Origin of the sequence: Streptomyces sp. YS-3 (assembly GCF_045257485.1) — a bacterium.
In the GTDB taxonomy this organism is placed as follows: Bacteria; Actinomycetota; Actinomycetes; order Streptomycetales; family Streptomycetaceae; genus Streptomyces.
The window spans coordinates 1-26,870 of the sequence record NZ_JBJHPC010000032.1 but is presented as its reverse complement, the minus strand read 5'-3'; the positions used below and the strand labels follow the sequence as shown (position 1 = coordinate 26,870).

Sequence of the window (26,870 nt, the reverse complement as noted above, 5' to 3'; positions counted from 1 at the left end):
ACTCACCCGTTCGCCACTAATCCCCACCGAAGTGGTTCATCGTTCGACTTGCATGTGTTAAGCACGCCGCCAGCGTTCGTCCTGAGCCAGGATCAAACTCTCCATGAATGTTTACCCGTAATCGGGTGCACACCACGAAAGAGCGGAACGACCAGGTCGGAATAAGACCAGTCGTCCTCAGCGTCCTCGCTGTGTTGTTGCCTACCCGCCACAAGGGCCGGCAGGACTTTTCAAAGGAACCTCCAACCCRCCATCAMTGGCAGGCCGGGGTTGTCAATCTGGCGTTGACTTTTGGCACGCTGTTGAGTTCTCAAGGTACGGACGCTTCCTTCGTTCCCGTTTCCGGGCCCTCCGGGCGCTTCCTTCGTTTCCGACTCTATCAGACTCTTTCGTGTCCGATTCCCTGTCGGCGGGATTCGCTTTCCAGGTTTCCGCTTTCGCGTTTCCCTTTCCGGCGGTTCCGACTTTATCAGAAGTCCTGAGTCGGAATTTCCCTCCCGTTCGGTTTCCCTGACCCCGCGTCATGGACGCGGGAGGCACACGAAGGTACCGGGTTCCCGTCTGGAGGAGATGTAAACGTACTGGAGCGGGGCGCCCCGATGCAAATCGAGGGGCCCCGCTCCGGGCGTACGCCGTCAGTACCCGACGGGTCGTCAGACCTCGACGACCACAGGGAGGATCATCGGGCGCCGACGGTACGTGTCGGAGACCCACTTGCCGACCGAGCGGCGGATCAGCTGCTGGAGCTGGTGGGGCTCGACGACGCCGTCCTGGGCGGACTTGTTCAGCGCTTCCTCGATCTTCGAGACCACGGGGCTGAACGCCGAGTCCTCGATGCCGGAACCGCGCGCCTGGATCGTCGGACCGCTCACGATCTTGCCGCTCGACGCGTCGAAGACGACGAAGACGGAGATGATGCCCTCGTCCCCGAGGATGCGACGGTCCTTGAGCGAGGACTCGGTGACGTCGCCGACCGAGAGGCCGTCCACGTACACGTAACCGGCCTGGACCTTGCCGACGATCTTCGCGGCGCCGTCGACCAGGTCGACGACCACGCCGTCCTCGGCGATGACGATGTGGTTCTTCGGGACGCCGGTGAGGGCTCCGAGCTCCGCGTTCGCCCGCAGGTGGCGCCATTCGCCGTGGACCGGCATCAGGTTCTTCGGCTTGCAGATGTTGTAGAAGTACAACAGCTCGCCGGCCGAGGCGTGGCCCGAGACGTGCACCTTGGCGTTGCCCTTGTGGACGACGTTCGCGCCCCAGCGGGTCAGGCCGTTGATGACGCGGTAGACCGCGTTCTCGTTGCCCGGGATCAGGGACGACGCGAGGATCACCGTGTCGCCCGGGACGATCCGGATCTGGTGGTCGCGGTTGGCCATGCGCGAGAGCGCGGCCATGGGCTCGCCCTGCGAACCGGTGCAGACCAGCACGACCTCGTCGTCCGGCAGGTCGTCGAGCGTCTTGACGTCCACGACAAGGCCCGCGGGGACCCGCAGATAGCCGAGGTCGCGCGCGATGCCCATGTTGCGGACCATCGAGCGGCCGACGAAGGCGACCCGGCGGCCGTACTCGTGGGCGGCGTCCAGGATCTGCTGGATGCGGTGCACATGGCTGGCGAAGCTGGCCACGATGATCCGCTTGTCGGCGTTCGCGAACACGTTGCGCAGGACGTTGGAGATGTCCCGCTCCGGCGGTACGAACCCGGGGACCTCGGCGTTCGTCGAGTCGGAGAGGAGGAGGTCGATGCCCTCCTCGCTCAGCCGCGCGAAGGCGTGCAGGTCGGTGAGGCGCCCGTCGAGCGGGAGCTGGTCCATCTTGAAGTCGCCGGTGGCGACGGCCAGGCCCGCGGGGGTGCGGATGGCCACCGCGAGGGCGTCCGGGATGGAGTGGTTGACGGCGATGAACTCGCAGTCGAAGGGGCCCAGGCGCTCGCGGTCGCCCTCGACGACCTCCAGCGTGTACGGGCGGATGCGGTGCTCCTGGAGCTTCGCCTCGATCAGCGCGAGGGTCAGCTTGGAGCCGATCAGCGGGATGTCCGGCTTCTCGCGCAGGAGATAGGGGACGCCGCCGATGTGGTCCTCGTGGCCGTGCGTGAGCACGATGCCCTCGACGTCGTCGAGGCGGTCCCTGATGCTGCTGAAGTCCGGCAGGATCAGGTCGACGCCGGGCTGCTCCTCCTCCGGGAAGAGGACGCCGCAGTCGACGATGAGCAGGCGACCGCCGTACTCGAAGACCGTCATGTTCCGGCCGATTTCACCGAGACCACCGAGCGGCGTGACGCGCAGGCCGTTCTTGGGAAGCTTCGGCGGGGTACCGAGTTCAGGATGCGGATGACTCAAAAGACTCTCCTCACCACGCACGCCACGTGCCTGTCGGGCACGTGGCGCGCATGACATTCGTGCACTTGCTGTTGTCTGTTTGGTTCTTCTTATTCAGTTGTGAAGTCTGTGGTGACAGCTTTACCCAGTGGGAGCTAAAGCTGTACCCCGCCGGCCGCCAGATCGACCTTGAGCTGGGCGGTCTCCTCCGCCGTCAGTTCGGTCATCGGCAGTCGCAGCGGGCCGCCGGGCAGGCCCTGGAGGGCCAGGGCGGCCTTGGTGGTGATCACTCCCTGGGTACGGAACATGCCCGTGTACACCGGGAGCAGTCGCTGGTGGATCTCGGTGGCCTTCTGGACGTTGCCCGAGAGGTAGGCGTCGAGGAGGGCGCGCAGCTCGGGGGTGACCACATGGCCGACGACCGAGACGAAGCCGACCGCGCCGACCGAGAGCAGCGGCAGGTTGAGCATGTCGTCGCCGGAGTACCAGGCGAGGCCGGAGCGGGCGATGGCCCAGCTGGCACGGCCCAGATCGCCCTTGGCGTCCTTGTTGGCGACGATACGCGGGTGCTCGGCGAGGCGCACGAGGGTTTCGGTGTCGATCGGGACACCGCTGCGGCCGGGGATGTCGTAGAGCATCACCGGGAGCTCGGTGGCGTCGGCGATGGCCGAGAAGTGCCGGTACAGGCCCTCCTGAGGGGGCTTGTTGTAGTACGGCGTCACGGCGAGCAGGCCGTGTGCGCCGGAGCGCTCGGCCGTGCGGGCCAGTTCCAGGGTGTGACGCGTGTCATTGGTTCCGATGCCCGCGACGACGTGGGCCCGGTCTCCGACCGCTTCCAGTACGGCCCGTACGAGCTGGTCTTTCTCCGCGTCGCTGGTGGTCGGGGACTCGCCGGTGGTGCCGTTGACGATCAGTCCGTCGTTGCCTGCGTCGACCAGGTGGACGGCCAGCCGCTGGGCGCCGTCGAGGTCGAGTGCGCCGTCCGCCGTGAAGGGCGTGACCATGGCGGTGAGGACCCGCCCGAAGGGGGTCTGCGGAGTGGAGATCGGAGCCATGGGTAACACGCTACTCGCTGCTCAGCGCCGGGTGTCCCCTCGGGGGACGTGGCAGAGGGAGCCCGGCACTGCCTGCTCGGGGGTTCAAGCAGTGCCGGGTCCGTTTGATCAGCCTAGATGAACTTCACGAAACGCCGCAATACGGACACTTTGCGCGGCCTATTCGTACATCTGTGCTTGTGTGGGCGGATTCGCGCCACTTACGGGGCGACGCGGCCGTTGGCGTTGAAGGCGGCGTAGGTGAGGGGCATGAGCTTCGCCCAGTGCTCCTCCATCTTCTCGCCGACCATCTCGATCTCCCGCTGCGGGAACGAGGGCACCTTCGCCTGCTCGTGCTGGGTGCGCAGGCCCAGGAAGTGCATCAGGGACCGGGCGTTGCACGTCGCGTACATCGACGAGAACAGGCCGACCGGGAGCACCGCGCGGGCGACCTCGCGGGCCACGCCCTCGTTGAGCATCTCCTGGTACGCCTCGTACGCCTCGCGGTACGAACGCTCCATGGCCTCACTGACGAGCTTGTGCTGGCCCACAGTGCCTTCGACGAACTCGTACTTGCCCGGGCGGCCCTTCTGCACGAGCTTCCGGTCATCGTTCGGGACGTAGAAGACCGGCTCCAGCTCCCTGTAGCGCCCCGATTCCTCGTTGTACGACCAGCCCACCCGGTGCCGCATGAACTCGCGGAAGACGAAGATCGGGGCGCTGATGAAGAACGTCATCGAGTTGTGCTCGAAGGGGCTGCCGTGGCGGTCCCGCATCAGGTAGTTGATCAGGCCCTTGGAGCTCTCCGGGTCCTTCTGAAGCTCCTCAAGTGACTTCTCACCCGCCGTCGAGACACGGGCAGCCCACAGGACATCGGAGTCGGTGGCCGAGCTCTTCACCAAGTCGACCGTGACATCGCCACGGAACATGAGCTTGGGTTCTGAGGTGGGTGTGTCGGGCACCGCGGGTCCTTCCGATCGTTCGCTGGGGCGCGCCCACCTTAGCCGGACAGGCATGGGTGCCCTTACCGGGCCCGCCCAAAAGTGGCACGCGCAATTCGGCGGATTCGGGCACCAACTGCGAGCTTCGCGCGTCTATACGGGTAGACGCACCAAAGTTCGAGCACAACCCCACTGGCAAGGAGAAGCCCCTCATGTTTCGCCGGCGTGAGCCCGTCCCCTTCGCGTTCGTCGCCGATGCCGACCGCTTCCGCAGCAACGTCGCCCCGCCGCCGCGCGAGCGTGCCGGCGCCGGCCGCATAGTGGGCCGTACGCTGATCGGGCTCACCGTGGCGGCCGGGCTCGCGGGCTCGCTCCTGTTCGGCATGCCGGCCCTGCAGCCGAACGAGTCGCCCACCCACTCCCAGCAGCCGCAGGCAGCGAACGGCCGCTGACCCCTCCCCCTCGGCCGAATGGCGTGGGAGGCACCTGCATGGCCCCCCGGAGGTGGTCGTCCGACGGCCTCCTGGGTAGCCTCACCGGGCACAGCCAATCGAGCGTGCTTGTGAGTGAGGATCAGTCGTGCCCCTGCCTTTCCTGACGGCCGACCGCGCATTCGATGCGACCGCCGACGACGTCGCGCTGCCCTTCGACGACCACGACCGCTGGCGGCGTCCCTACCGGCCGGGCCCCTATCGGGTCGCAGCCGCGGCGGTGCTGCTGCTCCTCGCCTCGTTCGTGCTGCTCGCCGCGGTGATCATGGCGTTCACGGGCGGTCCGGCCGAGGCGGTCGTGGTGCTGGTCGTCGCGCTCCTGGTGATCGCGTCGGCGCTGCGGATGCTGCGGATGGGCGTCTGGGTCAGCCGGGCCGGGCTGCGGCGCGTCCGCTTCCTGAGCACCGTCACGGTGCCGTGGCCGCAGATCGAGAACGTACGGACGGTGCAGCAGCCGGTGCGGTGGCTGGGACTGCCCAGGACCGTGCAGGGTCAGGCGCTGCTCGTCTCCCGGCGCGGCGGTGCCCAGCTGGGCGCGCTGCTCACCGACCACGACGCGGACTTCCTGGCACGTGTGGAGGCCTTCGACCGTGCCGCCGACACGGTGGAGGCGTGGGGCGCGGAGTACGGACGCGTCTGACCGGAGGCCTGGCTCTGGACGCCGGTGGCGCCAAGCGCCGGGGCTACTCCGCCTCTCGCAGCGAGATCGCCCGCTGCATGGCCTTGCGGGCGCGCGGGGTGTCCCGGGCGTCCTGGTAGGCCACCGCGAGCCGGAACCAGCAGCGCCAGTCGTTCGGCGCGTCCTCCGTCTCGGCCTTGCGGCGGGCGAAGACCGCGTCCGCCGAGTCGCGGTCGATCCGGCCGCCCGCCGTGCGGACCAGCTCGTCGACCGGCAGGCCGCCCTCGGCCTCCAGCTCGGCGGCGAGGGCGTTGGCCCGGGTCACGAAGCGGGTGTTGGCCCAGAGGAACCAGATGCCGATCAGCGGCAGTACCAGGACGGCGAACCCCATGGTGACGGTGATCAGCTTGCCGTCCTGGATGAGCATCACGCCCCGGCTGCCGACCAGGACGAAGTAGAAGACCAGGACGGCAGCCGTGACGAAGTAAGTGATCTTTGCGCGCATGACCGGCAGTCCAGCTCAGTTCAGGTCGAGGAAGTGTTCCAGGCCGAAGGTCAGGCCGGGAGTGGTCACCACGCGGCGCGCGCCGAGCAGGATGCCCGGCATGAAGCTGCTGTGGTGGAGCGAGTCATGACGGATCGTCAGCGTCTCGCCCTCGGCGCCCAGGAGGACCTCCTGGTGCGCCAGCAGACCGCGCAGCCGGACCGCGTGGACGGGGACGCCGTCGACGTCCGCGCCGCGCGCCCCGTCCAGCGCGGTCGCCGTGGCGTCCGGCGCGGGGCCGACGCCCGCCTCGGCGCGGGCCGCCGCGATGAGCTGCGCGGTGCGTGTGGCGGTGCCGGAGGGCGCGTCCACCTTGTTGGGGTGGTGCAGCTCGACGACCTCCACCGACTCGAAGTAGGGGGCCGCGAGCTGCGCGAACTTCATGGTCAGGACGGCGCCGATGGAGAAGTTCGGCGCGATGAGCACACCGGTGGACGGCGAGCCGTCCAGCCAGGTGGTGAGCTGCGCGAGGCGGTCCTCGGTCCAGCCGGTGGTGCCGACGACCGCGTGGATGCCGTGGCGCACACAGAAGTCGAGGTTGCCCATCACCGAGGCGGGCGTGGTCAGCTCGACCACGACCTCGGCGCCCGCGTCGGCGAGCGCCTCCAGCTTGTCACCCCGGCCCAGGGCCGCCACCAGCTCCATGTCCTCGGCCGCTTCCACGGCCCGGACCGCTTCGGATCCGATGCGGCCCCTGGCGCCGAGAACCGCCACGCGCAGCTTGCTCATCTTGCTTCCTCACGTCCTTGCGTACACGTACGTACGGATTGCGTACGGATCAGGAGACCGCTTCGTGGAGGCGGTCGGCCTGCTTGTCCTTCAGCGGGCCGATGACGGACAGCGAGGGACGCCTGCCCAGCACATCACGGGCCACCTCGTGCACGTCGTCCGGGGTGACCGCGGCTATCTTGGCCAGCATGTCGTCGACCGACATATGGGTGCCCCAGCACAGCTCGCTCTTGCCGATACGGTTCATCAGCGCGCCCGTGTCCTCCAGACCGAGGACGGTCGAGCCGGAGAGCTGGCCGATCGCCCGGCCGATCTCCTCGTCCGACAGCCCCTCGGAGGCGACCCGGTCCAGCTCGTCCCGGCAGATCTTCAGGACGTCGTGGACCTGGCTGGGCCGGCAGCCCGCGTACACGCCGAACAGACCGCAGTCGGCGAAGCCCGAGGTGTACGAGTACACGCTGTAGGCGAGGCCGCGCTTCTCCCGTACCTCCTGGAAGAGGCGGGACGACATACCGCCGCCCAGGGCCGTGTTCAGCACGCTGAGCGCCCAGCGGCGCTCGTCGGTGCGGGCCAGGCCCGGCATGCCGAGGACGACGTGCGCCTGCTCGGTGCGGCGGTTGAGGAGTTCCACCCGGCCGGCCGTCTTCAGGGTGCGGACGCCGTCGCGCGGGGCGACCGGGACCGCGTCCGTCTGCGTCAGCGCGCCGGCCTTCTCGAAGGCCCGGCGCACCTGGCGTACGACGGTGGCGTGGTCGACGTTGCCGGCGGCGGCCACGACCAGGTGGCGCGGGTCGTAGTGCTTCTTGTAGAAGCGGGCGACCTGTGCCCGGGTCAGCGCGTTGATGGTGTCGACGGTGCCGAGGACCGGGCGGCCCAGCGGGGTGTCGCCGAGCATGGTGTGCGCGAACAGGTCGTGCACACAGTCGCCCGGGTCGTCCTCCGTCATCGCGATCTCTTCGAGGATGACACCGCGCTCGGCGTCCACGTCCTCTTCGAGGATGAGGGAGCCGCTCAGCATGTCGCAGACGACGTCGATCGCCAGTGGCAGGTCGGTGTCGAGCACGCGCGCGTAGTAGCAGGTGTACTCCTTCGCCGTGAAGGCGTTCATCTCGCCGCCGACCGCGTCGATCGCGGCGGAGATGTCGAGGGCGCTGCGCTTGCGCGTGCCCTTGAACAGGAGGTGCTCCAGGTAGTGCGTGGCGCCGTTGAGCGTGGGCGTCTCGTCACGGGAGCCGACCTGGACCCAGATGCCGAAGGTCGCCGACCGTACGGAGGGCAGCGTCTCGGTGACGACGCGCAGGCCGCCGGGCAGGGTCGTACGGCGGACGGTGCCGATGCCGCCCGTGCCCTTGATAAGCGTTTGGGTACGGGCGACGGCCCGCGCCTCCGAGGAGGTGCGGGCCGTCGCCTTGGAGCTACGGGACGTCACTTGTCGGTGTCGTCCTTCGTCTCGTCGCCCTCTTCACCCTCGACGACCGGGATCAGGGAGAGCTTGCCGCGGGAGTCGATCTCGGCGATCTCGACCTGCACCTTGGAGCCGACCGCGAGCACGTCCTCGACGTTCTCCACGCGCTTGCCACCGGCGAGCTTGCGGATCTGCGAGATGTGCAGCAGACCGTCCTTGCCGGGCATCAGGGAGACGAAGGCACCGAAGGTGGTGGTCTTGACGACCGTACCCAGGTAGCGCTCGCCGACCTCCGGCATGGTCGGGTTGGCGATCGCGTTGATCGTGGCGCGGGCCGCCTCGGCCTGCGAGCCGACCTGGGCACCGATGTAGATGGTGCCGTCGTCCTCGATCGTGATCTCGGCGCCGGTGTCCTCCTGGATCTGGTTGATCATCTTGCCCTTGGGGCCGATGACCTCACCGATCTTGTCCACCGGGATCTTGACGGTGATGATCCGCGGGGCGTTCGGGGACATCTCGTCCGGCGTGTCGATCGCTTCCATCATCACGTCGAGGATGTGGAGGCGGGCGTCGCGGGCCTGCTTGAGGGCCGCGGCCAGGACGGAGGCCGGGATGCCGTCCAGCTTGGTGTCGAGCTGGAGGGCGGTGACGAACTCCTTCGTACCGGCGACCTTGAAGTCCATGTCGCCGAACGCGTCCTCCGCACCGAGGATGTCGGTGAGGGCGACGTAGTGCGTCTTGCCGTCGATCTCCTGGGAGATCAGACCCATGGCGATACCGGCGACGGGGGCCTTGAGCGGCACACCGGCGTTCAGCAGCGACATGGTGGAGGCGCAGACCGAACCCATCGACGTCGAGCCGTTGGAGCCGAGGGCCTCGGACACCTGACGGATCGCGTAGGGGAACTCCTCGCGCGTCGGCAGCACCGGCATGATCGCGCGCTCGGCGAGCGCGCCGTGGCCGATCTCGCGGCGCTTGGGCGAGCCCACGCGGCCGGTCTCACCGACGGAGTACGGCGGGAAGTTGTAGTTGTGCATGTAGCGCTTGCGGGTCACCGGGGAGAGGGTGTCCAGCTGCTGCTCCATACGGAGCATGTTGAGGGTGGTGACGCCCAGGATCTGGGTCTCGCCACGCTCGAACAGCGCCGAGCCGTGCACGCGCGGGATGGCCTCGACCTCGGCGGCCAGGGTACGGATGTCCGTGATCCCGCGGCCGTCGATGCGGACCTTGTCCTTGATGACGCGCTCGCGGACCAGCTTCTTGGTCAGCGCGCGGTACGCGGCGGAGATCTCCTTCTCGCGGCCCTCGAAGGCCGGCAGGAGCTTCTCGGCGGCCAGCTCCTTGACGCGGTCCAGCTCGGCCTCGCGGTCCAGCTTGCCCGCGATGGTCAGCGCCTGGGCGAGCTCGCCCTTGACCGCGGCGGTGAGCGCCTCCAGGACGTCGTCCTGGTAGTCGAGGAAGACCGGGAACTCGCCGGTCGGCTTGGCGGCCTTGGCGGCGAGCTCGGCCTGGGCCTTGCAGAGCACCTTGATGAAGGGCTTGGCGGCGTCCAGACCGGCGGCGACGACCTCCTCGGTCGGCGCCTCGGCGCCGCCCTTGACGAGCTGGATCGTCTTCTCGGTGGCCTCGGCCTCGACCATCATGATCGCGACGTCGCCGTCCTCGAGGGCGCGACCGGCGACGACCATGTCGAAGACGGCGTCCTCGAGCTCGGTGTGCGTCGGGAAGGCCACCCACTGGCCGCGGATCAGCGCGACGCGGACGCCGCCGATCGGGCCGGAGAAGGGCAGGCCGGCCAGCTGCGTGGAGCAGGAGGCGGCGTTGATGGCGACCACGTCGTAGAGGTGGTCGGGGTTGAGCGCCATGATCGTGGCGACGACCTGGATCTCGTTGCGCAGGCCCTTCTTGAAGGACGGGCGCAGCGGGCGGTCGATCAGCCGGCAGGTGAGGATGGCGTCCTCGGAGGGGCGGCCCTCGCGGCGGAAGAAGGAGCCGGGGATCTTGCCGGCCGCGTACATCCGCTCCTCGACGTCCACCGTCAGGGGGAAGAAGTCGAGCTGGTCCTTGGGCTTCTTGGACGCGGTCGTGGCCGAGAGGACCATCGTGTCGTCGTCCAGGTACGCGACGGCGGAGCCGGCGGCCTGCTTGGCCAGGCGGCCCGTCTCGAAGCGGATGGTGCGGGTGCCGAAGGAACCGTTGTCAATGACGGCCTCGGCGTAGTGGGTCTCGTTCTCCACCAGTGGTTTCTCCATACTCATCGTCTTTCGTCCCCGGGCCCGTGTGGCGGGGGGACGGTCAGCGGAGAAGCGCTCCTGTGCTGCGGGCCGGTCTTCGATCGAAGCATCCGGGGGCGTTCTCTCCCCGGAGGCCACTACCGAGGACCGGCGGCGGGAGGAGGCTTCTCCCTCATTCCTTGGTGCGTTGTACGACCAGAGTACTGAGCGTCCGGTACGTCGCGCACGTACAGCAAAGGGAGCGGCCCCCTAATAGGTGGGAACCGCTCCCTTCACGGCGACTTACTTGGCGCCGCCGGCCGCACCGCGGCGGATGCCCAGGCGGTCGACCAGCGTACGGAAGCGCTGGATGTCCTTCTTGGCCAGGTACTGCAGCAGGCGGCGGCGCTGGCCGACCAGGATCAGCAGACCACGACGGGAGTGGTGGTCGTGCTTGTGGGTCTTGAGGTGCTCGGTCAGGTCCGAGATGCGGCGGGAGAGCATGGCGACCTGGACCTCGGGGGAGCCGGTGTCGCCCTCCTTCTGGCCGAACTCGGACATGATCTGCTTCTTCGTAGCGGCGTCGAGAGACACTCGGTACTCCTCGTAGTCGTGATGTGCCACCGAGTGCCCCTGGTCTTGGTCTCAGGGGAGCTTCCGTTACTCGGGAGGCGGGGATCCGCTGGGCGCAGCCTCCAGAAGAAATCCGAAGACGCGTACACAAACGGCCGTCACACAGCGTACCAGTACGTCGGGACTCGTCCGATCGGGGGCCCCCGCACCCCCGGGCGTGTCCCCGGGGCGCCGGTACGGGCCGGTCAGCCGCTGGTGAGCGAGCGGGCCCGGTCGAATACGTCCAGGACGGCCAGGCAGAGCGGGACCAGCGAGAGCAGCACGGCGCCCTCGGCGAGGTCGAGGGTACGGCCCCAGAACGGCGAGAGGCCCTTCTTCGGGATGACCAGGCCGATCGCGGTGATCAGCGCGGCGCCGGCCGCGACGGCCGCGGAGAGCCAGATCGTACGGATGTCGAGGGAGCCGCGGTCGCCGTAGCGGACGAAGTCGTACAGCAGGTCGCCGGGCGGGTTCAGGGACAGGCCGAGGACCAGCAGGGCGATCGCGGTGATCCCGGCCACCAGGACGCAGGCGACCTGCGAGGTGTAGCGGAACAGACGCGCGCGCAGCAGCATGGCGAGTCCGGCGGTGAGGGCGAGGAGCTGGCCGTAGACGTTGTGCGAGAAGCCGAGGACCGCGGCGGAGCCGACCACGGTGGCGGCGCAGCCGCCGACCAGGCCGAGCAGCATCTCGTGGCCGCGCCGGGCCTGGGCGGCGATGCGCTCGGCGTCGACGGGGCGGGCCTCGGGCGCGTTGCTGGGCTCGGCGCCGAAGTCGTCGGCGGCGGCGCTGCGCGGCGAGGCGTAGCCGATGGGGAGCCGGGCGAAGCGGGCGGACAGGCCCGGCAGGAAGGCGACCAGGCCGATGGCGACCGGGGCGCAGACCGCGGCGGTCCGGGTGGCGCTGGACTCGGTGAGGATGGCAACGAAGGTGGCGAGGGTGCCGGTGGCCGCGAGGAAGGTGGCCGCCACGAACGGGGCGTCGCCGCTCGGGGTGAGCACGACCAGGGACACCGAGGCGACCAGGACGGTGACGCAGCCGAGCAGGAACTGGAGCTTGCCGGGGCCGTCGCCGCTGTCCGGGCCGAGGATGCCGGAGCCCGCGATCAGCAGCAGCGGCAGCGCGCCCAGGCCCAGGGCCACGGCGCTGGCGCGGTCGGAGTAGACCCGGGCCCGCACCCCCGCGAAGGCGGTGAGCAGCAGGCCGGCGGAGCCCGCGATGATGCCGGGCAGGCCGTGCATGTCGTGGTCGACGGGGTCGGCGTACCAGAGGACGAAGCCCATCAGGACGAGCAGCAGGACACCGCCGGCCAGGCCCGCCCAGCGCAGCAGGTCGTCGCTCCACAGATGGCGGTCGCGGGTGACCGCGGAGGCGACGGCGTCCGAGACGTCGTCGAAGACGGCGGGCGGCAGCGACTCGGCGAAGGGGCGCAGGCTGAGCAGCTCCCCGTCCAGGACCTGCTGGGCGGCGAGGGTGCGGGCGCCGTCGAGGACGGTGCCGTCGCGGCGCACCAGGTGGTAGCCGGTGGGCGCCCCCGCGGGCTGGGTCTGCCCGGTGAGCCGGAGGATCTCCGGATAGACGTCGGCGACGGCGATGTCCTCCGGGAGGGCCACATCGATGCGACTGTCGGGCGCCACCACCGTGACCCGGCAGAAGCCTGTCGCTGCGGTCGTACTCACGTCCTCGGACCCCCTGATTCGCGGTTGCGCACACTGCGCGCGCCACCCTACCGGGCTCCGGTGTCACAGGCTGCAAGTAGGATCACCGTCGCGCGGAGGGAGCCCCTGAAACGAGCGGTCACGGGGGCGCCGGAACGCAAGTGACCGTCCGTATTGAGGGATTGATGCTCCGGTGAGCCAGATCGTCGTCAAACGCCCGCCGCGGTCCTTGCCGCCCGAAGTGTCCTCGGACGAGCTGCGGCTGGAGGCGCCGCCGGAATTGCCGCGGGGACAGCAGGAGTCGATGCTGATGCAGCTCCTGCCGATGCTCGGCATGGGCTCGTCGGTGGTGTTCTTCTTCATGCCGAACTCGGCGCCCTTCATGAAGATCATGGGCGCGCTGATGCTGGTGTCCACCCTGGCCATGGTCGTCGCGCAGCTGGTGAAGTTCCGCAAGGGTGCGCAGGGGCAAATGGCCGATGTCCGGCGCGACTACCTCAAGTACCTCGCCCAGACCCGGCGTGCGGTGCGCAAGACCGCGCGCCGCCAGCGCGACGCGCAGCTGTATCTGCACCCGGCGCCCGAGCAGTTGTGGTCGGTGGTCGCGGAGGGCTCGCGGGTCTGGGAGCGCCGGGTGGGCGACGACGACTTCGGGCAGGCCCGGATCGGCCTGGGCGCCCAGCAGCTCGCGACCCCGCTGATAGCGCCGGAGACGGCGCCGGTGGACGAGCTGGAGCCGCTGTGCGCGGGCGCGATGCAGCAGTTCCTCGCGGTGCACGGCTCGCTGGACGGGCTGCCGATGGCGGTCTCGATGCGCGCCTTCTACCACGTGACGGTCTCCGGTGACCCGGACGCCGCCCGGTCGGCGGCGCGCGCGCTGGTGGCGCAGCTGGTGACGCTGCACTCCCCCGACGACCTGATGGTCGCCGTGGTGGCGGCGCCGGGCGCGGTGGCGCGCTGGGACTGGACGAAGTGGCTGCCGCACACCCAGGTGCCGGGCCAGGTCGACGGCGCCGGCACCAAGCGCCTGTTCGGCGACGACCTGGGCGAGCTGGAGCTGCTGCTGCACAGCAGGCTGGACGGGCGGCCCCGGTTCAGCCGGGACAACCAGCCGGTTCTGGACCAGCCGCACCTGGTGGTGGTCCTCGACGGCGGGATGGTGCCGCCGGACTCGGCGTTCGCCGCCGCCGAGGGGTTGCAGGGCGTCACCATCATCGAGGTGGTGCCGGGCGAGCTCGACGAGCCGCGCGGCGGCCTCTCGGTGGTCGTGCGGCCGGGACGGCTGCGCCTGGAGTCGGGCTTCGGGATGGCGTACGAGGGTGTGCCGGACCAGATGTCGCTGCCGGCCGCCGAGGCGCTGGCCCGCCAGCTGGCCCCGCTCCAGATGGGCGGCGGTGACGACGACGAGCCGCTGCTCGCCAACCTGGACTTCACGGACCTGCTGAACCTGGGCGACGCCGGCTCCATCGACGTGGCCCGCACCTGGCGACCGCGCTCGACGGCCGAGCGGCTGCGGGTGCCGATCGGTGTGGGTGAGGACGGCCAGCCCGTGATGCTCGACCTCAAGGAGGCGGCGCAGGAGGGCATGGGCCCGCACGGCCTGTGCGTCGGCGCGACCGGTTCCGGCAAGTCGGAGCTGCTGCGCACCCTGGTGCTCGGCCTCGCGGTCACCCACACCTCGGAGACGCTGAACTTCGTCCTCGCCGACTTCAAGGGCGGCGCGACCTTCACCGGCATGTCCCAGATGCCGCACGTGGCGGCGGTCATCACCAACCTGGCGGACGACCTCACCCTGGTCGACCGCATGGGCGACGCCATCCGCGGCGAGCTCCAGCGCCGCCAGGAGCTGCTGCGCTCGGCGGGCAACTACGCCAACATGCACGACTACGAGAAGGCGCGCGCCGCGGGTGCCCCCTTGGAGCCGCTCGCCTCACTGGTCCTGGTGATCGACGAGTTCTCCGAACTCCTCACCGCCAAGCCCGACTTCATCGACATGTTCATCCAGATCGGCCGTATCGGCCGCTCCCTGGGTGTGCATCTGCTGCTCGCCTCGCAGCGCCTGGAGGAGGGCAAGCTGCGCGGCCTCGACACGTACCTCTCGTACCGCGTGGGTCTGCGGACCTTCTCGGCGGCCGAGTCGCGGACGGCGCTGGGCGTGCCCGACGCCTACCACCTGCCGTCGGTGCCGGGTTCGGGCTACCTCAAGTTCGGTACGGACGAGATGGTCCGCTTCAAGGCGGCCTATGTGTCGGGCACCTACCGCTCCGGCGGCCCGGACCTGACCGTGGGCCCGCTGCCGATCGAGCGGCGCCCCGCGGTGTTCACGGCAGCCCCGGTGCCGGTCGTCTACGCGGCGCCGGACCCGTCGGCGGTCAGGAGCCGCGGCGAGGACGACGCGCTGTCCGACACCGTGCTCGACGTGATCGTGCGCCGCCTGGAGGGGCAGGGCGTCCCCGCCCACCAGGTGTGGCTGCCGCCGCTGGACGACGCGCCCTCGCTGGACCAGCTGCTGCCGGGGATCGCGACGACGGCGGAGCGCGGGCTGAACGCGACGGAGTACACCCGCCCCGGCGGACTCATCGTGCCGCTCGGCCTCATCGACAAGCCCTTCGAGCAGCGCCGCGAGGTGCTGTACCGCGACTTCTCCGGCGCGGCCGGCCACATGCTGATCGTCGGCGGCCCGCAGTCCGGCAAGTCGACGCTGCTGCGCACGATGATCTCCTCGTTCGCGCTCACCCACACCCCGAACGAAGTGCAGTTCTACGGGCTCGACTTCGGCGGTGGCGGTCTGTCGGCCGTCTCCGACCTGCCGCACGTGGGCGGTATCGCCTCGCGCCTGGACCCGGAGCGGGTGCGGCGTACGGTGGCGGAGGTCGCGGGCGTGCTGAACCGGCGCGAGGAGTTCTTCCGCGCCAACGGCATCGACTCCATCGGCACCTACCGCCGCCGTCGCGCGGCCGGTGACCTGCCGGGCGAGGCCTGGGGCGACGTGTTCCTGGTCATCGACGGCTGGGGCGCCTTCCGCGGCGACTACGAGATGCTCGACGGCGTCGTCCAGGACATCGCGAGCCGCGGTCTCGGCTACGGCATCCACGTCGTCCTGACCGCCTCCCGCTACATGGAGGTGCGCGCCGCGCTCAAGGACCAGATCCTGGGCCGTCTGGAGCTGCGGCTCGGCGACTCGATGGACTCCGAGTTCGACCGCAAGGTCGCCGCCAACGTGCCGGTGGGCATGCCGGGCCGCGGCCAGGTCGCGGAGAAGCTGCACTTCATGTCGGCGCTGCCGCGCATGGACGGCTCCTGCGACCCCGAGACGCTCTCCGAGGCGACCGAGACGTTCGTACGGACGGCCAAGGAGGCCTGGCAGGGCCCGGCGGCCCCGACCGTCCGCCTGCTCCCCCGCCGGCTGCCGGCCGACCAACTGCCCAAGGGCTTCGAGTACCCGCAGCACGGCGTGGCGATCGGCATCGACGAGACCAATCTGGAGCCGGTGTTCGTCGACTTCGAGACCGACCCGTTCTTCCTGGTCTTCGGTGAGAGCGAGTCGGGCAAGACGGCGCTGCTGCGCCACCTCGCCCAGAAGATCTCCGAGCGGTACTCGCCGGACGAGGCCAAGATCGTCGTCGGCGACTACCGCCGCTCGCTCCTGGACGCGATCCCGGACACCCATCTCCTGGAGTACGCGCCGCTCTCCAGCGCGCTGGAGATGCACATGAACGCGCTGGCGGACCTCATGGTGCGCCGCCAGCCGCCGCCGGACGTCACCCCGCAGCAGCTGCGCGACCGGTCCTGGTGGACCGGCCCGCAGGTCTTCATCATCGTCGACGACTACGAACTGGTCTCGACGAACGCGGGCAACCCGCTGTCGGTGATGGTGGAGAACCTGCCGTTCTCGCGTGACGTGGGCGTGCGCTTCATCATCGCCCGCAGCTCGGCGGGCGCGTCCCGGTCGATGTACGAGACGTTCATGCAGCGCATCAAGGAGCTCGGCGCGCAGGGCGTGGTCCTGTCCGGCGACCCGAACGAGGGCGACGTCCTCGGCAACGTCCGCCCCCGCCCGATGCCGCAGGGCCGCGGCTACTTCGTCTCGCGCAAGCGCGGCACCCCGCTGGTGCAGCTGGGCTGGCTCCCGGAGCAGTGACGGGCCGGGGGTGACAGAAGGGAGGAACGGGCGGTGCGAACCGCCCGCTCCAACTACCCTGGGCGGCACTGAACTTCGAAGGGAACGTGCGACATGGGCAGCGAACGCGAGAAGGACGAGCTGTACGCCCTGGACATCTCGGGCGCGGAGTGGGTGAGCGCGCCCGGCACCGAGAACGAGACGGAGCGCGTGGAGATCGCCCATCTGCCCGGCGGGGCGGTCGCGATGCGGTCGTCACTCGACCCGGACACCGTGCTGCGGTACACCGAGGCGGAGTGGACGGCGTTCGTCCTGGGCGCGCGGGACGGCGAGTTCGACCTGCGCTGAGCGCGCGGGGCGCAGACGAAAGGGGGTCACGCCCGACGGGCGTGACCCCCTTTACTGCGCCTGACCGCTGCGATCAGTAGGCCTCGGTGAACAGCCGCGACGCCTTGACGTCGGTCTGGTGGTAGCTGGTCTTGCCGTGCTCGATCGTCTTGGCGATCTTCTCCAGCGTCTGCTGGATGTCGTGCGCGTCGCGCCGGTAGTCCTTCTGGACCTTCAGGTACTGACCGTGCGCCTCGCCGTCCCAGGTGCTGGCGACGACGTTGACGGCCGATTCCATCCGGCCGAGGTCGTCCATAATGCGCTTGGAGATGGCGCGGATGCTGTCCGCGATCGCCTGGACGCTCTCATACCGAATCTTGAGGTCGGGACCCAAGTCACCCATGTCTGCTCCTCGTGAAGTCTGAAGTGTGGTGGGGGTGCGTGCGTACGCCGGGGCACCCGCGGGCCGCCCGGCGGTACTGCCTAGAGGCCGTTGATGCCCGAGGTGTTGGGCACGCCACCGCTGGCGGCACCCCCCTGGGCGTTGATCGCCCGGAACGCGGCGTCGACCTCTTCGTCGTTCTGCTGGTTGAGGTTCTTCGTACCGACCACGGCGTTGTAGAGGACGTCCAGCTTGCGGCGGATGTCGTCATGACGCGTGTTCAGCGTGTCCTGGGCGATCTTGAACTGGTCGGCACCGGCACCGCTCCAGCCCGCACTGACCGTGGCGATCGCGTCGGCCAGCACACGGATCTGCTGGCTCATGTCGTGGGCGGTCTCTTCGATGGCGGTCTTGGCCTTGGTGACGGCCTCGTAGCCAATGCTCTGACCACCGGGATTGGTGCTCATTCTCTTCCCTCTCGTGAGTGTCCGAGCGAGTGTTCACGCTCGCTTGTTGCGTACACGTACCGCCGCGACGGCGCCGCCGATGAGGACGACGGCCGCGGCGATGATGGCGATGACGGTCCAGGGCGCGGAGTCCTCGCCGGACGCCGCTCCCGCGGCCTTGCCGGCCTGCGGCTTCTCCTTGTCGCCACTGCCTGCCCCCTTGTCTGCTGTGTCTGCGGGAGAGGGGGAAGTCGTGGGTGTGCCGGCGCCGGCGCCGGCGCCTCGGGCGGCGAGCAGCGGGTTGACGTCGGCGGGGCCCGGGTTGCCGTTGCCCTTGAGGAGGACCTGGGCGGGGCGGACGGTGCCGTACCCGATGTACTGGCTCGGCACCTTGCCGTTGTGCCCGGCGGTCTCCATCATCACGCGCAGCACCTGGTTGCCGGTCCAGTCGGGGTGGGCGGACCAGATGAGGGCGGCTGTGGCGGAGGTTAGGGCGGTGGCTTGGCTGGTGCCGTTGGTTTCGCAGTAGCCGTTGCCGTCACTGCAGTGGGACGGAATCTTGTCCCCCGGCGCGGCGAGCGCGACATGGCTGCCGGTGCTGGAGAACTTGGCCACCTTCCCGTCCGTACCGACCGCTCCCACCGCCACGACCCCGGGGGTGGCACCCGGGTACTCGACGAGGTTGCCCTTGTCGCCGCTGTTGCCCGCGGCGGCGAAGATCAGCTTTCCCTTGCCCAGTGCGTAGGTGACGGCCGAGGCCAGCTCCTGCTTCTCGCCCTCACTGGGCGAGTCGCTTCCCAGCGAAATGCTGATGATGCGGGCGTCCGACTCAGCCGCGTAACGAATCGCTTTGGCTGTGCTGGCCGTCCCGGCGAAGTCATGGTCCGTCACAACGGATCTGACAGGCAGGACCTTCGCGTCCGGTGCCAGTCCCTTGATCCCGCCATCAGCTCCACTGCCGACGATGAGCACCGCCATGCTCGTCCCATGTCCGCTGGAGTCCTTGCGGCCATCACCGGATCCGGTGAAATCGCGGCCGCCAAGCACCCGGCCGGTCAGCTCCGGCTCGGAACGGACACCGGTGTCGATCACCGCGACCGTGACACCCTTGCCGGTGCCGACCTTCCAGACGGCCTCCGCGTCCATCGCGTCCAGGTACCACTGCTTGGACCGCATGTCGTCGGCCAGCGCCGTCGGCGCGGTGCCGACGGAGCAGGCCAGCGCGGCAGCCAGCGCGGCACCGAGAAGTGCCGAGCGGCTGCGCACTGCGCGGGCTGAGCTGAACATGGGACTGCGGACTCCTTGAGCGGCGATGGTTTGCGTACGTCAGTCGACGACCGGCGGGACGACCTTGCGGTGGTCCATCGCCCACGTCTCCTCGTCCTCGACCAGGTAGTCGGGGGCCTCGGAAGAAGTGGAACGACGTCGGTCCGTGCCTCGCTTGTTGCCGTTCACCAACCCCGTACCGCCGGGGGTGAATTCACCACGCCCGCCGAGAGACGCACGCGGAGCCCCGACAGTTCCACCCGGCTCGGAGGCCAGCCTGCGACCGCCCATGCCGGTGGCGCCACGCGGCGCGCCGCCGGGGCCGTGCCCCATGCCGCCGCCCATGGGCCCACGGCCCATGCCGGTACCGGCGCGCTCCTCGCCCACGACCGTGCCCATCGGGAGCCGGGGCGTCGAGCCACGGCCGGTCGTCGGGATGGGACGCCCGCCGGTGATGCCCTCGGCGGTGATACCGCGCGTGGTGCCCGGAAGACCACTCGGACGAGCGATGCCCGGACCGCGCGGATTGCCCACCGCTCGGCCGCCTGCGGGGCCTTCGCCGGGGACACCGACGCGGGTCACGCCGGGTGTCGGCTGCGTACCGATCTTGCCGAGCGGGCCGGGCATCACCGGAGGCGGGGTGAGGACGGGCGGCTGCGCCTGCACAGGCACGGGGCCCGTGGGTACGGTCGGCCGCGCCGTGGTCTCCGGAGGCGGAGTCATCGTCACGGAGTCGATGGCCGTACGCGACGGAGACTCGTGCGGGGTGAAGGTGGAGGCGACCGAGGTGTGTGACGGGGAATTCGTCGTGCCCGCCGTGCTGGACCCGTGCGTACCCGTGACCGCCGCAGTGGTGTGGCCGCCGGCACCGCCAGTGGAGCCACTGGCGGAGCCGGAACCGGACCCGCTGTAGCGTCGCTCGTCCAGGGAATCCGTACCCGGCCCACCCGGCAACGGCGCGAACTTGGGCTCAGGCTGCGCCGAGATCCGGTCCCGTGACGCGTCGTAGTACGACGACAGCCGGTTCAGCTGGTTGATCGCCTCGTTCGTCTTCGGCCCCAGCGCCTTCAGCCGCGCCTTCTCCTTCTCGGGGTCGGCGTAGCACATGCCGTCCGCGGGCGGGAGCGCCGCCTTCGCCTCCGTCAGGGCCTGGCCCGCGCGGGCCATCTCCTCGCCGACGACACCGGCGTACTCGCTCAGCACCAGCGTCTGCGACACCATCCCGCGGCCCCACTCGCGGAACGCGTCGCCACCGGCGCCGTGCCACTTGACCTGCTCCATGTAGTAGCGCAGGTCCCGAGCGATGTCCGCGATGTCGGGCGCCGCGGCGGCCAGCGCCTCGGCCGCACCGGTCAGCTCGGTCGGCTTCGCCGACGCGAGCATCGCGTGGAGGGCCTCCAGGGACATGCCCTCGAATTCGTCCGTAGCCATCGTCATGCCCCCCTTACTTCAGGCCGCCGGAGTCGGCGTCGTTCCCGTGACCACCCTGGCCACCCTTGTCGGCGCTGCCGGCGTTACCGCCCTGGTCAGCGCCCGGCTTCGTACCGCCGTCGGCCGCCGGAGACTCGTAGTACTTCTCCGTCTCCTTACGGATGGCCTGGTACCGGTGGGCCTCGTCCACGTCGATGCCGCCGTAGCCCTTGTCCGCGATGTGCACCGCGATGCCCATGCCCTCGATCTGGTCACCGAAGATCTTGGTGAGCCGCTCCAGGTTCGTACGGACCTTGTCGTACGCCTTGTGCAGCTCGTCCGCCGCCGCGAAGCCCTTGCCGTACGCCTCCGGCTGCACCCGCTGGTCGGCGATCTTGGTGTGGCGCGCCGGGGACTTCTCCAGGCTGCGCAGCAGTTCCTCCATGCGGCCCTTGAAGTCGGCGAGGCTAACCCCGTCGACTCCGAGGTCCGGCTTGCCGCCGCTGCCGCCACCGTTCGGCTCGGCCACTGTTCCTCCCCGTGAATTCCCCGCCGGCACCGCTCTGCCACCGGTACCGCAAAACCTCAGTCGCTCCGTCGAACTCGCTCGTCACACTCGTGAAGCACGCGAAGCATGTGATCACTCTAGTCACTTCGGATGTGGAGCCGAATGAGTATCCGTACTCAAAGATGTCGCAGACTCGTCCCGAAAACCTCTCAGTTCTCTCAGAACCTCTCCAGCGGCCCGTTCACGCCGTTGATCCGGTCGATCCGGTCGGTCCAGCTGGTCCGGTCGACCCGTTCAGTCCGCGCGCGGCCCGTCGGCGGGAGTCCCGGATCACCGTGGCCGTGCCCGCGACCACCGCCACCAGCAGCGCGCCGATGCCCAACGCGTAGGTGGCGTACCGCTCGTTGCGCTCCTGGGGCGTCTCCGAGAGGGCCAGCGCGGTCACGTTCGGGGCCTGGGCCCTGGGCGGCCCCGGGTCCGGGTGCGCGGCCTCCTCGGGCGGCGAGTCGTCGGTCACCGCGCGGACCGGGTCGACCACGCCCCAGCCGACGAAGTTGTCGTGCCCGTTGACGGACCGCTCCGCCGTCTGCTCGATCCGCGCGATGATCTGCGCGGCCGTCCACCTGGTCTTCGCGTACGGGTACTTGGCGCGCAGCAGCGCGGCGACCCCGGCGACGTACGGGGCCGAGAAGCTCGTCCCGTTGTCGGAGCACTGGCCGTTGCCCGGCACGGTCGAGACGATGTCGACGCCCGGCGCCGCGACCCCGACGAACGTACCCGGCTGCGAGAACACCGCGCGCTCGTTGTTGCGGTCCGAGGACGCGACCGCCAGTACGCCGGGGAAGGCCGCCGGGTAGGTCTCCTTGAGCTTGCCGTCCATGCCGTCGTTGCCCGCCGAGGCGACCACCACGATCTGCTTGTCGAGGGCGCGCCGCACGGCCTTGGCGAGATCGGAGTTGGGGCCCTGCGGCTCGGTGGTGTCCTGGGAGATGTTGATCACGTCGGCGTGCTGGTCGATGGCGTGGTCGATCGCCTTCGCCATGGTGTCCGTCTTGCCGCTGTTCTTCTCGTCGTTCTGGCGGATCGGGATGATCGTGGCCTCGGGCGCCAGGCCCACGAAGCCGGTGCCCGCGCGGGGGCGCGCGGCGATGATGCCCGCGACCTTGGTGCCGTGGCCGACCTCGTCGACCGTGCCGCCGGTCTTGCCGCGCTTGTCGTTCTGCTCGCCGTTGCCGTCCTTCTCGGGCTTGAGGTAGTCGGCGCCGCTCTTGGCGTCGACCGCCGGCTTGAGCTGCGGGTTGGCGATGTCGACACCGGTGTCGATGACCGCCACCCGTACGCCCTTGCCCTTGGTGTCCTGCCACAGCTCGTCGAAGAGCACCCGCTGGAGCGACCAGGGGCGGCCCTCGATCTGCTGCTTCATGGGGAAGGTGCACTCGCCGCTGCCGTCGAGTCCGAGGGCGGAGGGGGCGGCCGGGGCTGCCGGAGCCGCCGGGGCGTACGCCGGGGACGCGTGCGCCGAGGGCGCGAGCGTCAGCGCGGCSACGGCCGTSGCCGCGCCCACCAGCACCGGTTTCCTGTATGGCTTCAGCATCGACACGACAGGTCAGTCCTTCCCTACGAGCCCTGGGGCTGGCGGGCGCTGTTGGTGTCGAGCCGCGGGCCCTTGGACAGGAACTCCGACCAGTTGATGGGCACCAGGGCCGGGGTGACCTTCTCGTATCCGAGGCGCTGCTGCGCCTGGCTCGGCTCGGGGCGGCCGTCGTCCGGCTTCTGCTGATCGCCGGCGCCGATGTCCGAACGGGCCGCGTCGCTGTCGCCGTTGGCCTGCACGGCGTACCGCAGTCCGGTGTCGGTCACCAGGAAGAGCGAACCGTCGGGGCGCGTCTGGCGGCCCTGCACCTGGGTGTAGAGCAGGCCCGTACCGGGGGTGACGTACGTGCTGGTGCCGCCCGCGGTGATGGCCGCCGGGTACTCGGTGCCCGCCCAGGTGGACAGCGTGGTGTTGCCCTTGTCGTCGACCTTGCGCAGCACGCTGCACACGGTGTTACGGGCGCCCGCCCCCGCGCTGCCCGCGTTGACCTGCTTGGCGCTCTTCTCGGGCCAGTTGTTGGTGGCGCCGAAGTACTCGGGCGTCGGCGTGATGTCGCCCGCGTTCACCTTGCTGACGTCGCCGCGCATGCCGAGCCGCGTCGTCTGCGGGGAGTTGAGCACCAGCCAGGCCGTGAAGTCGGAGACGGGCTGGACCTTGCCCTGGAGCACCACGTACTGCTGGCGGCCCGCGCCGGTCGGGGCGCTCAGCACCATCCCGACCTTGTCCTGCTGCGGCGAGAGCCCGCCGCCGGTGCCGGCCGGGGCCCCGACGGTGCCGGGGATCGTCGGGAAATCGATCGGGGTGCCGTCGCGGAGGGTGGCCAGCCAGTCGTCCGTGACCTGCTGCGGCTTCTCGTCGGCGCCGAACAGCGTCCGCGCGAGCAGATCGCCGGGAGCACCCTTGACCAGGTACTTGGTGCCCTTGGCGTCGACCACGTAACGGGCCTGGTTCTTCTGGCCCTGGACGTACATCACCTGGCCGCCGGTGAGCCGGCGCTTGTCGTCGGTCAGCTTGAAGTCACGGTCGGCGAAGACGAACGCGGCCTTCTGGACCGAGTCCTTGCCGCCGCCCGGCTGCTCGCAGACCGCCCAGCGCTTGGCCTTGCCGGCCTCGCTCGCGGCGGGCAGCCGGTCCGGGGCGTACGGGATGCCGAGGATCGGGCCGCGCGCGAGCTTGCCCGAGTCCAGGATGTCGTCGCTGACCTGGATGACGTCGAACTTCGCGGGATCGAGCAGCAGTCGGGCGGAGGCCAGGTTGAGCACCGGGTGGAGCAGGACCTTCTTGTCCTTGCCCTTGCCGGTGGAGAGCACGACGTAACGGGTGGTCGACTGCTTGCCGACGATCACCTTGGTACCGGGGGTGTCCCAGCCCTGCGGCGCCTTGGGCTTAAACATTCCCCAGGCCCCGAAGCCGGCCAGGCAGAGCGCGGCCACGATCACACTCGGCACGACGGCCTTGAGCGGGCGCGGGGCGCCCTCCTCCGTGCCCGTGGGAGACGGTTGCAGAAACGCCGCCACCGTGCGCTTCTTCGCAAAGGTGTACGCGTTGAGCTCGTCCCGCCGTGATGCCATGCGCCTCTGTCTCTCCCCGCGCGGCCCCCTGATCGGACCTGGTCCTGCGGTCCCCGGGCCTCGATTGTCAGACCGGCCCCCTACTATGCCTGTTGACCGAGGGTGCCTGTGGGGCGGGTAGGGTGAAGCCGCCGACAAGACCCCTTGCCGAGCTGGGGGAATCCGGATGTTTTGGGTGCTTGCGCACGATTGGGGGGTGGTGGAGTGATGGCGTCCGCGACGCGTGTGCGGCCTGCCGCCGCCGGTCCGTCGGCCCCCGCGCCGGGAGCCTCCGCACCCCGCCTCAAGGCCCGGCCCGGACACTTCGGGTCGTTCCGACTGCAACAACTCGTCCTGGTGGAGCTCGCCGCCGCCCTGCTGCTCGTCGCCTGGGTGATCGGCACCCTGATGCTGGTGCCCGCCGGTGTGGTCGCCGCGCTGCTGGTGCTCCTCGCGGTCGTCCGCCGCCACCGCCGCTCGCTGCCCGAGTGGCTGGGCACGGCCCTCGCGCTGCGCGCGCGTACGCGCAGGGCGGCGAGCCTGCCGGTCCCGGCGGGCACCGAACCGGGCTTCGCCCCGGCGGTGGAGTGCGACCCGGCCCTGCGGACGTACACGTTCGGTGACCGCGACCGCCGCCCCGTCGGCATGGTCGGGGACGGCACCTTCCTCACCGCCGTGCTCCAGGTCGAGATGGACGCCACGGCGCTGCGCCCCGAGCGCGGCACCCGCCCGCTGCCGGTCGCTCTCGTACGGGACGCCCTGGACGTCGACGGCATCCGGCTGGAGTCCGCGCAGATCGTCCAGCACACCCAGCCCGCGCCCGCCCCGCACCTGCCGCAGCAGTCGGTGGCCGCGCGCAACTACGCCCCCCTTCAGGCCCAGACGGGTTCGCCCGCGGTGCGCATCACCTGGATCGCGCTCAAGCTCGACCCCGAGCTGTGCGCGGAGGCGGTGGCGGCGCGCGGCGGCGGTCTGACCGGCGCCCAGAAGTGCCTGGTGCGGGTGGCGGACCAGCTGGCGAGCCGGCTCACCGGCGCCGGGTTCCGCGCGACGGTCCTCACCGAGCAGGAGCTGACCGGCGCCATCGCCACGTCGACCTGCGCCAACCCGATGGCGATCACCCAGGCGGGCCGCGCGGGCACGCCGGGGCGGCGCACCCAGGAGACGGCCAGGACCTGGCGCTGCGACGACCGCCGCCACACGACGTACTGGGTGGGCCGCTGGCCCCAACTGGGCGGCGCCGGCGCCTCGATGCCGCAGCTCGTCGCCCTGCTGACCTCGCTGCCCGCGCTCGCCACCACCTTCAGCCTGACGCTGGCCGCCGGCGACCGCCAGGAGATCACGCTCACCGGACACGTCCGGATAACCGGCCGCAGCGACGAGGAACTGGTCACCGCCCGCCGGGAGCTGGAGCGCACCGCGCGCGGAGTGAAGACCGGCCTGGTGCGCCTGGACCGCGAACAGCTGCCCGGCATGCTGGCCACACTGCCGCTCGGGGGTGCGCGCTGATGACCACGTCCTCTGTCTCTCCTTCCACCGCCCAGCCCGCGCCCGCCTCTCCGGAGGTCCGCAGGGGGCGCGCCCGGATGGGCTTCGGACTCCTCGGTCCGCGCCGCGACCGGCACGCGCTCTCCGCCGACATGGTGGAGGTGCTGGCGCTGCCCGTCGGCGACGACGGCATGGTGATAGGCGTGGACGCGTCGGGACGCCCGTCGGTCCTCGGCATCAACCGCCCGACGGCGTACGACGTGACGCTGATCGGCGGGCTCTGGACCGCGCAGGTGCTCGCGCTGCGGGCGGCGGCCACCGGCGCGCGCGTGACCGTGGAAACGGGCCGGGCCCCCGCCTGGACGGCGCTCGCCCAGGCGGCCGGCGGCGGCCAGCAGTGCATCGCGCTGCACGACGTGGGCCGGGTGCCGCCGCAGGGCGCGTCCGCCGGATCGCCGGTCGTGGTCATCCGCGACTGCGGGATGCGACCCCCGCGCGGGCGCGTGGTCTCGGGACCGTGGCAGTCGGTGCTGACCCTGCTGCCGTATCTGAGCCCCGTGGCGCCCCGGCTGCTGGAGAAGTCGGATCTGGTCGGTGTGCAGCGGGTCTCGCCGGACGAGGCCGCGCAGATCGGACGGATCATGCATCTCGCGCAGGCCGAGACGGAGGCGCTGTCCACGCTGGCGGACGGGGTCACCCTGTGGTGCGGCGCCCGCGACCGCCAGTTCGTGATGACCCAGGCCACGGACGCGGAGACCGGACTGCTCGGCTCCGCCCGGCGGATGGACTGAGCGGTCCGCGCCGCGCGCGTGCCGCCACAAGAACGTAGGGAACACGAGCAGGTACGACCGGTCCTGAGCGGGTGCGTGAACGGTTCGTTCACGCTCCGGCCACACGACGCCGTCCCCCTGTCACTTGACGGCAGCCCCATGGGCACGCCGTGATGGACGGGACAGATGGACGGGACAGTCGGTGAGGGGCGGCCGGGCCTGCCGGTGCGGTGTTGTCGGCGATTAGGCTGGGACGGCCTGCGAACGAAAGGAATCCGGTGAACAGCGATCAGGACCAGTTCCGCACCGGCGGGAACGCGCGCGACGAGAATCGGTCCGACGCCGATCCCGAGCCCACGGGTGAGTTCACCATCGACTACACCCCGCCGGCCTGGTACACGCAGAACGCGGCGCCGAGCGCGGACGCGGCGACGCCGCCTCCCCC

General features: G+C 70.2%; 23 protein-coding genes and 1 rRNA gene. 7 read left to right on the top strand and 17 right to left on the bottom strand.

What is annotated here, in order from left to right; all coding sequences use genetic code 11:
* The 4 genes from ACJA3G_RS05395 to thyX all read right to left on the bottom strand — a co-directional run.
* Positions 1-108, bottom strand: a 16S ribosomal RNA gene (locus tag ACJA3G_RS05395); the annotation flags it as partial.
* Positions 109-653: 545 nt separating this feature from the next.
* Complete coding sequence (locus ACJA3G_RS05390; protein ID WP_358836855.1) at positions 654-2,339, bottom strand: ribonuclease J; 1,686 nt, start codon at positions 2,337-2,339, stop codon at positions 654-656.
* 134 nt (positions 2,340-2,473) lie between these two features.
* Positions 2,474-3,373 carry a 4-hydroxy-tetrahydrodipicolinate synthase gene (gene dapA / locus ACJA3G_RS05385; RefSeq protein WP_406551704.1) on the bottom strand — a complete coding sequence of 300 codons (900 nt, stop codon included), beginning with the start codon at positions 3,371-3,373 and terminating at the stop codon, positions 2,474-2,476.
* A 200-nt stretch (positions 3,374-3,573) separates the two neighbouring features.
* Positions 3,574-4,314: an FAD-dependent thymidylate synthase gene (gene thyX, locus ACJA3G_RS05380; RefSeq protein WP_406551703.1), complete on the bottom strand. Its 741-nt coding sequence runs from the start codon at positions 4,312-4,314 to the stop codon at positions 3,574-3,576.
* Positions 4,315-4,505: 191 nt separating this feature from the next.
* Here thyX and ACJA3G_RS05375 point away from each other — a divergent pair, with 191 nt between their 5' ends.
* On the top strand, positions 4,506-4,745 hold the full coding sequence (locus ACJA3G_RS05375; RefSeq protein WP_406551702.1) for a hypothetical protein: 240 nt from the start codon (positions 4,506-4,508) through the stop codon (positions 4,743-4,745).
* A gap of 127 nt (positions 4,746-4,872) precedes the next feature.
* Positions 4,873-5,424, top strand: a complete 552-nt coding sequence (locus ACJA3G_RS05370) for a hypothetical protein (protein ID WP_406551701.1) — start codon at positions 4,873-4,875, stop codon at positions 5,422-5,424.
* Positions 5,425-5,467: 43 nt separating this feature from the next.
* On the opposite strand, the gene ACJA3G_RS05365 is transcribed toward ACJA3G_RS05370, so the two are convergent.
* The 6 genes from ACJA3G_RS05365 to eccD form a co-directional block, all read right to left on the bottom strand.
* Positions 5,468-5,908: a hypothetical protein gene (locus ACJA3G_RS05365; protein WP_406551700.1), complete on the bottom strand. Its 441-nt coding sequence runs from the start codon at positions 5,906-5,908 to the stop codon at positions 5,468-5,470.
* A 15-nt stretch (positions 5,909-5,923) separates the two neighbouring features.
* A complete protein-coding gene (dapB, locus tag ACJA3G_RS05360; protein ID WP_406551699.1) occupies positions 5,924-6,676 on the bottom strand; it encodes a 4-hydroxy-tetrahydrodipicolinate reductase in 753 nt (250 codons plus the stop codon).
* A gap of 49 nt (positions 6,677-6,725) precedes the next feature.
* Positions 6,726-8,105: a M16 family metallopeptidase gene (locus ACJA3G_RS05355; protein WP_406551698.1), complete on the bottom strand. Its 1,380-nt coding sequence runs from the start codon at positions 8,103-8,105 to the stop codon at positions 6,726-6,728.
* Positions 8,102-10,318, bottom strand: a complete 2,217-nt coding sequence (locus ACJA3G_RS05350; protein ID WP_406551697.1) for a polyribonucleotide nucleotidyltransferase — start codon at positions 10,316-10,318, stop codon at positions 8,102-8,104. The genes ACJA3G_RS05355 and ACJA3G_RS05350 overlap by 4 nt, the downstream gene beginning before the upstream one ends.
* Positions 10,319-10,597: 279 nt before the next feature.
* Positions 10,598-10,888 carry a 30S ribosomal protein S15 gene (gene rpsO, locus ACJA3G_RS05345; RefSeq protein WP_344078972.1) on the bottom strand — a complete coding sequence of 97 codons (291 nt, stop codon included), beginning with the start codon at positions 10,886-10,888 and terminating at the stop codon, positions 10,598-10,600.
* A gap of 224 nt (positions 10,889-11,112) precedes the next feature.
* On the bottom strand, positions 11,113-12,585 hold the full coding sequence (gene eccD, locus ACJA3G_RS05340) for a type VII secretion integral membrane protein EccD (RefSeq protein WP_406551696.1): 1,473 nt from the start codon (positions 12,583-12,585) through the stop codon (positions 11,113-11,115).
* Between the two features lie 172 nt (positions 12,586-12,757).
* On the opposite strand from eccD, the gene eccCa reads away from it, so the two are divergent.
* Both eccCa and ACJA3G_RS05330 read left to right on the top strand, forming a co-directional pair.
* Positions 12,758-16,705, top strand: a complete 3,948-nt coding sequence (gene eccCa, locus ACJA3G_RS05335) for a type VII secretion protein EccCa (RefSeq protein ID WP_406551695.1) — start codon at positions 12,758-12,760, stop codon at positions 16,703-16,705.
* Between the two features lie 93 nt (positions 16,706-16,798).
* Positions 16,799-17,032 (top strand): DUF397 domain-containing protein, encoded by a 234-nt coding sequence (locus ACJA3G_RS05330; protein ID WP_406551694.1) that lies wholly within the window; start codon positions 16,799-16,801, stop codon positions 17,030-17,032.
* A 73-nt stretch (positions 17,033-17,105) separates the two neighbouring features.
* On the opposite strand, the gene ACJA3G_RS05325 is transcribed toward ACJA3G_RS05330, so the two are convergent.
* The 7 genes from ACJA3G_RS05325 to eccB all read right to left on the bottom strand — a co-directional run bounded on the left by ACJA3G_RS05325 (position 17,106) and on the right by eccB (position 24,188).
* Entirely contained in the window at positions 17,106-17,414 is a 309-nt protein-coding gene (locus tag ACJA3G_RS05325) for a WXG100 family type VII secretion target (protein ID WP_406551693.1), read from the bottom strand.
* Positions 17,415-17,494: 80 nt separating this feature from the next.
* On the bottom strand, positions 17,495-17,860 hold the full coding sequence (locus ACJA3G_RS05320) for a WXG100 family type VII secretion target (RefSeq protein ID WP_406551692.1): 366 nt from the start codon (positions 17,858-17,860) through the stop codon (positions 17,495-17,497).
* Positions 17,861-17,893: 33 nt separating this feature from the next.
* Positions 17,894-19,126 carry a S8 family serine peptidase gene (locus tag ACJA3G_RS05315; RefSeq protein WP_406551691.1) on the bottom strand — a complete coding sequence of 411 codons (1,233 nt, stop codon included), beginning with the start codon at positions 19,124-19,126 and terminating at the stop codon, positions 17,894-17,896.
* A 39-nt stretch (positions 19,127-19,165) separates the two neighbouring features.
* The gene (locus ACJA3G_RS05310; protein ID WP_406551690.1) at positions 19,166-20,536 is read right to left on the bottom strand and encodes a hypothetical protein; all 1,371 of its coding nucleotides are present in this window, start codon (positions 20,534-20,536) and stop codon (positions 19,166-19,168) included.
* Between the two features lie 13 nt (positions 20,537-20,549).
* The gene (locus tag ACJA3G_RS05305) at positions 20,550-21,044 is read right to left on the bottom strand and encodes a hypothetical protein (RefSeq protein WP_406551689.1); all 495 of its coding nucleotides are present in this window, start codon (positions 21,042-21,044) and stop codon (positions 20,550-20,552) included.
* 220 nt (positions 21,045-21,264) lie between these two features.
* Complete coding sequence (gene mycP / locus ACJA3G_RS05300) at positions 21,265-22,617, bottom strand: type VII secretion-associated serine protease mycosin (protein ID WP_406551707.1); 1,353 nt, start codon at positions 22,615-22,617, stop codon at positions 21,265-21,267.
* A gap of 23 nt (positions 22,618-22,640) precedes the next feature.
* The gene (gene eccB / locus ACJA3G_RS05295) at positions 22,641-24,188 is read right to left on the bottom strand and encodes a type VII secretion protein EccB (RefSeq protein WP_406551688.1); all 1,548 of its coding nucleotides are present in this window, start codon (positions 24,186-24,188) and stop codon (positions 22,641-22,643) included.
* Positions 24,189-24,395: 207 nt separating this feature from the next.
* Here eccB and eccE point away from each other — a divergent pair, with 207 nt between their 5' ends.
* From eccE to ACJA3G_RS05280, 3 genes are all read left to right on the top strand, one after another.
* Positions 24,396-25,676, top strand: a complete 1,281-nt coding sequence (gene eccE, locus ACJA3G_RS05290) for a type VII secretion protein EccE (protein ID WP_406551687.1) — start codon at positions 24,396-24,398, stop codon at positions 25,674-25,676.
* A 77-nt stretch (positions 25,677-25,753) separates the two neighbouring features.
* Complete coding sequence (locus tag ACJA3G_RS05285) at positions 25,754-26,446, top strand: hypothetical protein (RefSeq protein WP_406551706.1); 693 nt, start codon at positions 25,754-25,756, stop codon at positions 26,444-26,446.
* Between the two features lie 257 nt (positions 26,447-26,703).
* On the top strand, positions 26,704-26,870 hold a 167-nt coding region (locus ACJA3G_RS05280; protein WP_406551705.1), incomplete at its 3' end, for an SCO5717 family growth-regulating ATPase.